The organism is Leptospira weilii (assembly GCF_006874765.1).
GTDB lineage: Bacteria > Spirochaetota > Leptospiria > Leptospirales > Leptospiraceae > Leptospira > Leptospira weilii.
This window is the reverse complement of the sequence record NZ_CP040840.1, coordinates 1,280,001-1,290,000: the sequence shown is the minus strand read 5'-3', so window position 1 is coordinate 1,290,000 and position 10,000 is coordinate 1,280,001. Positions and strand designations below refer to the sequence as shown.

General features: G+C 42.2%; 7 protein-coding genes and 1 pseudogene (2 of these 8 only partly in view). 5 read left to right on the top strand and 3 right to left on the bottom strand.

What is annotated here, in order from left to right; translation table 11 throughout:
* Both FHG67_RS06210 and FHG67_RS06205 read right to left on the bottom strand, forming a co-directional pair.
* On the bottom strand, positions 1-915 hold the 5' portion of the coding sequence (locus FHG67_RS06210; protein ID WP_004502174.1) for an LIC10774 family surface protein. Its footprint begins 156 nt before the window's first position; the window shows 915 of its 1,071 coding nt (coding positions 1-915); it begins with the start codon at positions 913-915; the stop codon falls past the left edge of the window.
* A 231-nt stretch (positions 916-1,146) separates the two neighbouring features.
* Positions 1,147-2,256 (bottom strand): sensor histidine kinase, encoded by a 1,110-nt coding sequence (locus FHG67_RS06205; RefSeq protein ID WP_004502237.1) that lies wholly within the window; start codon positions 2,254-2,256, stop codon positions 1,147-1,149.
* Positions 2,257-2,770: 514 nt separating this feature from the next.
* Between FHG67_RS06205 and srpA the strand changes: the two genes are divergently transcribed.
* The gene (gene srpA / locus FHG67_RS06200; RefSeq protein ID WP_004495692.1) at positions 2,771-4,030 is read left to right on the top strand and encodes a sigma factor sigX-regulated lipoprotein SrpA; all 1,260 of its coding nucleotides are present in this window, start codon (positions 2,771-2,773) and stop codon (positions 4,028-4,030) included.
* A 172-nt stretch (positions 4,031-4,202) separates the two neighbouring features.
* Here srpA and FHG67_RS06195 read toward each other — a convergent pair whose 3' ends face one another.
* Positions 4,203-5,810, bottom strand: coding sequence for a peptide chain release factor 3 (locus FHG67_RS06195; protein ID WP_004500711.1), 1,608 nt, complete (start codon positions 5,808-5,810; stop codon positions 4,203-4,205).
* A gap of 180 nt (positions 5,811-5,990) precedes the next feature.
* Between FHG67_RS06195 and FHG67_RS06190 the strand changes: the two genes are divergently transcribed.
* The 4 genes and pseudogenes from FHG67_RS06190 to FHG67_RS06175 all read left to right on the top strand — a co-directional run.
* Entirely contained in the window at positions 5,991-6,311 is a 321-nt protein-coding gene (locus FHG67_RS06190; RefSeq protein ID WP_004495696.1) for a hypothetical protein, read from the top strand.
* A 635-nt stretch (positions 6,312-6,946) separates the two neighbouring features.
* A complete protein-coding gene (locus FHG67_RS06185) occupies positions 6,947-7,882 on the top strand; it encodes an ornithine carbamoyltransferase (protein WP_016759366.1) in 936 nt (311 codons plus the stop codon).
* 103 nt (positions 7,883-7,985) lie between these two features.
* Positions 7,986-8,978, top strand: a complete 993-nt coding sequence (locus FHG67_RS06180; protein ID WP_002762794.1) for an HpcH/HpaI aldolase/citrate lyase family protein — start codon at positions 7,986-7,988, stop codon at positions 8,976-8,978.
* Between the two features lie 331 nt (positions 8,979-9,309).
* Positions 9,310-10,000 (top strand): annotated as a pseudogene (locus FHG67_RS06175) (SH3 domain-containing protein); it runs 244 nt beyond the window's last position.

Here is a 10,000-nt window from a genome sequence, read left to right as displayed (position 1 = left end):
GGGCAACCAACCGTTTTCGATTGGATATGGACTTACAACTAGATCACGCGCCGTATTGCAAAAGATCCAATTTCGTCCGACACTCCCCGTAGTGCCGCCACCTAAATCCAACCTAGAATCACTCATAAGAATTCCATTGTAATTGTTGTTGATCCAATTGTTTTCCACACGGCTAGTCAAAAGTGCGGCCCCTGCTTCAATTCCGGCTGTGTTATACCTTATAATATTATCCGCAATCGTATGATTTCCGCCTGCGTCTTTAGAATAAATGTAAACGCCGCGTCCTCCAGTAAAGTTGGTTGTCAGCGTGTTTTTTCTGACTGCCGCCCCGCTCACATTATTCAATAAAACGATTTGAGCTCTTGAATTTATGATTGGATTGGTTATTTTAAATCCCCCAATGACGGAATTATTTCCCAAAGCGAAGGTAGGATAAAGGGAGGTTGAAACTAGATTCGCCCCGCCCTGAACAAACGTGGGTCCGGAATTTCCGTACGTTCCAGAACCCGAATAGTAAGAATGCGCTCCGCCTGTGTTTCCTTTACTCTGTTCGTCTCCGAGTATCGTAACACCATCCGCAATTTTAATCGGAAACACTTCGCCTAACGCCGAATTATACGTTCCCGACGCAACCAGGATACCGTCTCCGCTTACGGCTAAAGATGCGGCTTTTGTAATGGTTTTAAAAGGAAGAGAAGGTGTGATTCCGGTATTGGAATCGCTCCCATGCAACGCGTCGACGTAATACGTCATACCGGAAAATACGATCGCGGACGACCTCTGAAGATGATTTGTAAGATCCAACGAAGTTTTACCGGAAAGTAACGAAAGCAAAACGGAAGCCTCTTTTCCCCCGCTGCCTTGTTCCGCACATCCGCCTAATAATAGTAAGGCGATAATCCAAATTTGTTTCATTTTTTTCTCCTTATCAAAGGGGGCGGAGTATAAAACAAATTACAAATTTGTCAACACAATTCTAATAAAAACAAATATAGCCCTAAATAAACGCAAATCAACATTCAGGAATGTCGAATGAGACTTTGGAACGTATATATTTACTCGTCAAAAGAAATTTCGATTCGAACGGAATGAGTAAGTCTACAATTTTTGAAACAGGCGGAACTTTGAAAATTATCTAAAACCGGATCAAAATTCCAAAACGGCAACCAAACCCCGATCGTTGAAAAGTTCAAAATGCGCTCGAATCTGTTTGGAAAGTATATGAATCAAAGTAAATCCGGTCGTAGTCGGTTTTTTCAAATCAACGGGGATTGCCATTCCCACTCCGTTGTCCTTTATGACTAATTTGTAATTTTCACCGTTTTTAGAAAAACGAATCTCTATGCCCGGATCCTGCGATTCCTTAAAAGCGTGCGTCAGAGAATTGTTCAAAAGTTCGTTAAAGATCATCGCGCAAGGAATCGCTGTCTCGATCGGTAGATCGATTCTTTCCGAATAATTACGGATCACCGCTTGCGATTCCTTATGTTTGTTTTTAAGATTCTCTATGATCCTTTCTATCACACCCGAAAATTCTATACTGTGATAGTTGTCGGATTTGTACAGGTAATTATGCACTTCCGACATCGCAAGAATTCGATTCTGAAATTCGAATAATACCCTCTGCAAATCCGATTTGTCGTCTCGATGAAGGTCCGCAAGCCCGCTTAGAACTTGAAGATTATTCCTCACCCTGTGATGGATTTCCTTGATCAATTCGTCTTTTTCCTTAATATAAGAATTCAAAAGATTGACCGTTAAAAAGGCGAGAATCGAGAAAATAAAAAAGCCCAATACGGAATCCATGGCAAAAACGCTGTTTAACATATTTTTTGAATTAAGTTTGTAAAAAAACAAAAACATTAAAATAAACGAATATACAGAAACATACATCGTCGTTCGAATATTCGTAAACAACAAAAATAAGATGACAAGAACAGAAAGGCTAGATATTACGTTTCCGGCCGGATTTCCAAAAATCAACGCCCAAGTAACGCCCATTACGACCGAAAACAAAGTGACGACTAACGCTTTTTTGTATTTTCCATACCAGAGCAACAAAATCGCAACGAACGATGCGGATATAAATAGAATATAACTGGGACGATAAGTCTTTTCCTTCTCATAGAAAAAAAAAATAAATGCTAAACTAGCAAAAGTAAAAATTATCGCGTTAAAGAAAAGCAAGTATAGAGCTCTCACTCTTAGGATAAACGGCTCTTGTGCGTAAATGCGTTGGAATCTTTTTAAAATCATATTTTCCTAAAAAACCGAACTTTTACCGTTCTAAAAACTCATTTACAATTCCAAAATTGTAAATCGTATCAAGTCGAATTTCAAGTTTTTATCCTTGCGTATAACCTTGAGAAAATTTTAAGACAACGCTTTCGATGTAGTTTCGTCTTTTGAGATGATTTTCTACCATTTACGCCGTATAACAACATCTTTACCGATCCTCCACAAAGGAGCAGATCGTCAATTTTAACGCAAATCTTCGTTTACTCATCTCTACATAATAGAGTGTCTAAAATTCTGCGTCTAAACGTGGGATTTGTGCTCAAATTAACGGTACTTACCTTTATAGGGATCAGTAAAAGCGAAATTTTGAGAATTCTATTCTATAGAAATCAGAAAAGCCTAGTTAAAAACTTTTGAAATAAAATTAAAAAATAACCGACCGACCATAAAACCCCGATTTTTTTCAATACGCATGTCTCACTTCGTGTCCGAATCCCTATATTTCTCCTGAATTTCATTGGAGGTTTACACGATGAAACAAAATAAAAACCAATTGCAGAGAGGAACGCTGGCGATCACGGCTTTGGCAATCGCAGCATTATTCCTGGTTACGGATTGTAAAAAAGAAAAAGACGACAATAAAGAACTGTTACTGATGGCCGCGCTTTTCTCGGGTCCGAACGGAACAGCGAGCTTCAATTTTTCCAATACGACAAGTTTGCTTGCGGCAAGAACCAAAGATTCCTCCCGTTTTTTAACGCTCCCCGAAGCGGTCGGACAAGAAGGCTCCGCATTCTTAACGGACTTGGCCGGAGATAATCCCCAAAACTACGGAGACGGATTTAACGATAAGTTTTTAACTCCGCAAGCCGCCGAAATCCAAGTCTGTCAAATCGTCGCCTACAAATCCGTCGCCAAGGGAGGACCGGCCAGAGGAAGCGAAACTTTACAAAATGCTAATTTTGTTTCCTTCAATATGACGGGGCCGTTCGGTAGCGGGGTATGCACCGCATTTGAGGGAAAGAGTATAACGGGACTCAATGGGACAATGAAGACGACTCTACCGATAAACCAAATCCCGCAGAACGAAAAAAACGACTACGATCGAATCGGATTAGTCATCCGAGCATTTCGATATTATTTTAATCCAACAGATCTTCCCGAAAACGCGTACCGTTACGTGGATTTGATCCTGAATAAGCCGACTCCGCCAACGTTTCCCGGGATGGAAAACGCCGTTTTTGCGGAAAGAGGAGATGTCTCTCCGGTCATATTCGATTACCAAGCTCCCAAATCGTTCATGACTTCTCCAAGTCTGATATTTCCGGAATTACGCCCCCAAAATGAGTTTGGATCCTACTCGTTTTTTGAATCTTTTATCGATGCGTCCAGCGGTTCTCTTTTAAAAATGCCGGAAGGCACCAGCACCAACGCGGCGTTCGGATTCAATTCCTTAAATCCGGCTGAAAATTTTTCCGGAGTTCCTTATACGGATAGTTCTCAGAAGTTGAAATTCAAATTACCAACTTCCGCAAAGTCTTTGAAAAAAGACGATCCGTACATTCTTGTCGTGGATCTGAACAATGCCAAAGGGGAAAAAGGAAATCTCCTTTTCAACGTATCCTTGGATAAGGTGCTCTTCTGGGACTCCACCTCTGCGGACAACGTTTTCTCTCCTCAATTGGATGCGGCAGACAGACCGAACGCAACAAGCGGAGAAGATAACCTGACTACGACCGCCAGAAAAAACTTGATCTTTCATTTGCCTACGATCCTAAGCGAAACGAAATGAAAGTATCCAAATATTAGGAAAACGGAAATAAGAACCCGGTAAAAAATAGGCGAAGGAACTTCTAAAAGTATCTTCGCCTCAAAGACATCTGGTGCAAATACAATATCTAAGACTTCGAAAAGAATCGAATTCTTACTATCCTCGAAACTTTTTTCACCGTCTGAAAATTTCGTTATACAGTCGGAGGATAGTCTAAAAGAGTTATTTCGGGATTTTTCTTCTGAAAATACCCCTTGTCCCATTCCGTATCGAAGAGAAGAGCGGCCCTCCCTCCCCGATCGGTGACTAGGTTGGCCGAAGACGGAACCTTTGCCAGATCTTCCTGACCGATCCAACAAGAGATTACATAAGGAAGAACGGTGATCGTAGAAGGGGCATTGTATTCGTCTAGGAGTCTTCTTTTAAATACTTCGAACTGAAGTTGTCCCATTGCACCGATAATTGGCAGACCTCCGCCGATCGTCTGAGAAGAAAACAAATGAAGAATTCCCTCCTCGGCAAGTTGCTCGATCCCTTTTCGAAAGCTTTTCATACTCGCCGTATCGGCGGATGAAATCGTCGCAAAAAGTTCGGGCGCAAATACGGGAAGAGATTTTAAATCGGGAACCTTAGAAGAAGCGACTATATCTCCGATCGCATACGTTCCCGGATTTACGAGACCGATGATGTCCCCCGGATACGCCTCATCGACCGTATTTCTATCCTGACCGAAAAAAGCAAAAGAAGAGGAAAGTTTCACGGATTTTCCCAATCTTCCATGAAGCACGTTGAGCCCTCTTTCAAACTTACCGGAAGTCACTCTTAAGAACGCAATTCTATCCCGATGCTGGCGATTCATGTTCGCCTGAACCTTAAAGATAAACCCGCTGAAAGGAGTATGGATCGGATCCAAACGAGATCCGTCTTTCAACGGAAAGAATAACGGAGGGGGAGCAATCTTGATGAACTCATCCAAAAACAATTGAATTCCGAAGTTGTTCACGGCGGAACCGAAGAAAACGGGAGTAATTTTAGAATCTAAAAAGTCTTTTTGACTGAACTCTGAAATTCCCCCTTCTACAAGTTCCAATTCCTCCCGAAAGGATTTTATAACCCAGTCTTCGAATCTTGAATCGAGTTCCGTATCGTTTACACCCGAGGTTTGAAAGGAAGATTTTTGACTTCCTCCGGGCGTCTTATCGTATGTTAGAATTTTCTTATCTTTGCGGGAATAAACTCCGCTGAAATCCACACCGGTTCCGATCGGCCACACCATAGGCACGGCGGAAATCCCGAGAACCTTTTCAATCTCATCCAAAAGAACGAAAAGATTTTTCGTTGGTCTGTCCATCTTGTTAATGAAGGTTACAATCGGGATTCCGCGATCCCTACAAACTTTGAATAACTTAATCGTCTGAGGCTCGACTCCCTTTCCAGCGTCTAACACCATCACCGCGGTATCCGCCGCGATCAAAGTGCGATATGTATCCTCCGAAAAATCTTCGTGACCGGGTGTGTCCAATAGATTGAGAACATGTCCGTTGTATTCGAACTGAAGTGCGGCGGAAGTGATGGAAATCCCTTTTTCTTTTTCCATCTCCATCCAATCAGAAGTGGCGGCTTTCCGATTCTTACGAGCCTTAACGGCTCCTGCGAGTTGGATTGCGCCTCCATATAAAAGAAGTTTTTCCGTAAGGGTTGTCTTTCCAGCATCCGGATGAGCGATGATTGCAAATGTCCTTCTTCTTCGAGTTTCCTCTTCGATCGATTGGTTCGGTTTTTGTTCTACTGTCTCGCCCATTACTCTTCCCCGCGCTCTTTCCAGGTTTTCTTTACAAAGTCGACTGTCAGCAATTAAACCGAAGGAATTTTTGCGGGAGTTCCCACATCTTTCGTTTTTTATCCATTCGTATTGTTCGAGTAAATAGAATGTAACAGAGATCCGTCATATTCTTTATATCAATTCAAAGTAGGTAAACAGATGGAAAGAATTCCCCTTAACCCCTCAAGAGATCTTCAAGGTTTGAAACTACAAATAGACGGATTCAATGATTCTTTCGAAATTCTAAAAATCAAAGAAGAAGGACTTACCATCTCCTATCCGTCCAAGTTGAATCTTCTCCAAGGTTCTCCTCTGAGCGGGCAGATCGATTCTCGCACTTTAGATCTCCAGTTTCGTTTTCAAGGAAGCCTTCAAACACAAACTTCTCGCCCGGACGGAAAGGGATTTATACTCAAGATCCAATTCCACCAGAAGACTCGCTTCCCGGATATTCTTATCGCCTTAGAACTCGCGTCTTGACCGGAATCTTTCTTTTCCGTATTTGTGGCTCTGCTGACGCGACCTATAGTGAGGCGCGGCGGCACTTGAGTTTTCTGAAACGATCCGGACTCGATTCTTATTACTCGGATACATGAAAAGAATACTGTAATAAATTTGTTTCAAAATTTAGAATGTTAGATCTTCTTCAAAAAAACCAGCAATTCTGGATTCGGCGCAATTTTGCGAGCGCTTCTATTTCTTTTCAAAAACTGTCTGTTCATTTTTGGTACCATTTTTATGCGTCCGAGTAGTAAGAAAGCCGCTCCAATTTAGAGAACAAGAACGCCGGTTTTTGAAATAATTTAAGCAAAACGCCCTCCTATAAATTTCCTGAACTCAAACGGGGGCCTTTCTATGGATCGTCTCTTTCTCAACTTCGTTGAGAGCCGCTTACAAAACTCAACCTCGCTCTCTAGGGATCGCTCGGTAATGCTCCGCTGTTCGCTGGCTATCTCACTCCCCTGCCGAATGATCCGTAGAGAATGAGGCACCTGTTTCGATGAGGTTTTTATTGGAACTCAATGAAACGCTTCCTATGGGGCGCGTTTCAGATCGTTCGATATCTTTTTCATTTACGAAACGGCTCCGATTTTGTTTTTTGTACATAAACTCGTATGCCTGAAAGTAACATAAAACACTTGATTTCCTGGGAAGATTGGTCGGATTCCGAGATTCAGGGTCTACTCAACTTTGCAATCCATGTAAAGAAAAATCGAGTCAACTATGCGGGTCATCTGAGCGGTCGCACTTTGGCGATGCTCTTTCAGAAAACTTCCACAAGAACCAGAGTTTCCTTCGAAGTCGCCATGACCGAAATGGGAGGGCACGGAATTTACCTGGATTGGATGGCGTCTAACTTTCAACTTTCGGATATCGATCTGGAAGCAAGATATCTTTCCAGGAACGTTTCCGTCATCATGGCTCGTCTGAAAAAACATGAGGATCTCCTTTTGATGAAAAACGGCTCTCAAGTTCCGGTTATCAACGGATGCGATAACATGTTTCACCCCTGTCAATCTCTCGCGGATATCATGACGATCGCGCTCGACGACCCGGAACGTCCCCTCGATCAAACGAAACTAACCTACATCGGAGTTCATAACAATGTGGTCAATTCCCTCATAGGAATCACTGCCGCACTCGGAATCCGTCTGACTCTCGTAACGCCGATCGCGGAAAAAGAAAACATTCACGAACCCACGGTGGAAAGAGCCAAGTCGAAAGGAACTCTTACTTGGGAACAAAATCTGGAAAAGTCGGTAAAAAATGCGGACTACGTTTACACGGACACTTGGCTAGACATGGAATTTTTCAATGACCCTTCTTACGCGGATAAGAAAAAACAAAGAATGGAACTCATGATGCCATATCAGATCAATTCTTCTTTGATGGAAAAAACGAATGCGAAAGTTATGCATGATATGCCAATCCATGCGGGTTATGAAATCACCAGAGAAGTCGTCCTCAGTCAGCGATCCATTATCTTCCAACAAGCCGAAAATCGTTTGGATGCCCAGAAAGCGGTCATTCTCAAACTCCTGGAAGCTTGATACTTCGGAAAATCGGTTTACAGAGACCCGCACTTTCGAAACCTGTATTTAGAGCCTTTTCACCCTCACTTGCAGGCTCGAAACCAGAATTAAAGGTATCTCTATGTCTAAATTGACTCATCCGAGAGAGGCGCTCTTCGAAGGAGAAAAGCCTTTCCCTATCATTCCTGCTTGTGAACATTTTGCAGGTTCCGAAAAGCTGATTACGAAAGCGCTCGAACTACAAAATAAACTCGGCGGTCTTTTCGATATCACGATGGACTGCGAAGACGGGGCACAAACCGGAAAAGAAAAAGAACACGCGGAACTGATTGTTCGTCTTCAAAACAGCGAACTCAACAAACACAAAATGAGCGGCGTCAGAATCCACGACTATACGAACGCGTTCTGGAAACAAGACGTAGACATCATCGTTCCGGGCGCGGGAGAAAAAATCGCATACATCACCATTCCAAAACCGACCCGCGCGGCTCAGGTAGAGGAAATGATCACTTACATTCAAAAGTCCGTTCAAAAGGCGGGAATCAAAAGGGAAATTCCGATTCACGTATTGATCGAAACCAACGGCGCCCTTCAAGAAGTCGAAAAAATCGCGGCTCTTCCTTGGTTGCAAGTTCTTGACTTCGGTTTAATGGACTTTATCTCCGGACATCACGGAGCAATTCCCGCTTCCTGTATGAAAAGCCCGGGGCAGTTCGAACACGAACTTTTAAGAAGAGGAAAAGCGAATCTAGTCGCGGCCGCTCTTGCAAACGGAGTGATTCCCGCACACAACGTAACACTCGATCTTAAAAATCAATACCAAACCTACAAAGACGCAAAACGTGCCCACGACGATTTCGGCTTCCTACGAATGTGGTCCATCTATCCGACTCAGATCCAAGCGATCTTAGACGCGATGGCTCCGGATTACAGCGAGGTTCAAACCGCGGCTGAAATTCTCATCCAAGCCCAAAACGCGGAATGGGGACCGATTCAATACGCGGGAGATCTTCACGACCGTGCGACTTACAGATATTTTTGGGAAATCCTTCAAAAAGCAAAACTTACCGGAATTTCCGTCCCTGAAGAAGCGAATAAAAGATTTTTCAACTGATTTTAATTTAGAATTTTATAATGTAAAAAGCCGCAATTAATTGCGGCTTTTTTATTGATCGTGAGTTAGACGTAAAAGTCGGATAAATTTTCATTCAAACCAATAACCTATAAAATTGACGCTCGATTTTGCAAAGACGCGAAAGCCTCAAAAATTGCACCTAACTCAAATTGTTCGTTTTTTGAAGAAGTCCCTACATCCTAACTCTTGAAACGAATTTATCTTGGAATTTCAATTTATAACCTCTATCAAAAACTAAACTCTTTTCCATTGACATTGCAGAAATTCTCCCTAACATAGACGAGTCGAAAAAATCAAGGATACTTTTCAAATGATTCCAAAGCTAAATTTAAAACGTTCATTTTTATTCACCGTATTTTTAGTATTCTTAACGGAAGGCGATTTGAGTTCCGAAGAATCGAAATCTTGTTTTACTATCTACCCAGATGTACTTGTTAGAGATTCTCCGAGTATATCCGGAAAGGTAGTTCGTCAAATTAAAGAACCTCTTCCTGTCGATGTACAGGAATACACTTCTACCTTAGACGAAATAGAAATACGAAATCGGAAAATCCAAAGCAGTTGGGCAAAATTAAGGGATGGGTGGATCTTTGGAGGTTTAATCAAGTGTATACCTAAAGTTTCCTTTGCGCAACCGACTTCATATCATGGGGACGAGTTACCATTTTCTCCTTCATTGGTTAAAACCGATTGGATTGCAATCTATAACCAAAAAGACGGTTATCTTCGGAAGCAAATCCCAATTTCTTTAAAAAGAGAACATGATCCGGTAGTCGATGAGGATAAAAAAATTAAAACCGGTTATAGGATTTATGCAACGGGCGACCCGCAAATACTAATCCAAGGTTTAACTTTCAAAGAAGGCAATTTTCCGGCCATCTCAAAGAAAGGCATGCCATTAGAACTCAATAAATCGTATCAATTTACTTTTGGCAAAAATAATTATACCATTGTATCGAAAGGCAAGCGCACTGCTCAATCAACTCCTCTCTACTCGGAAG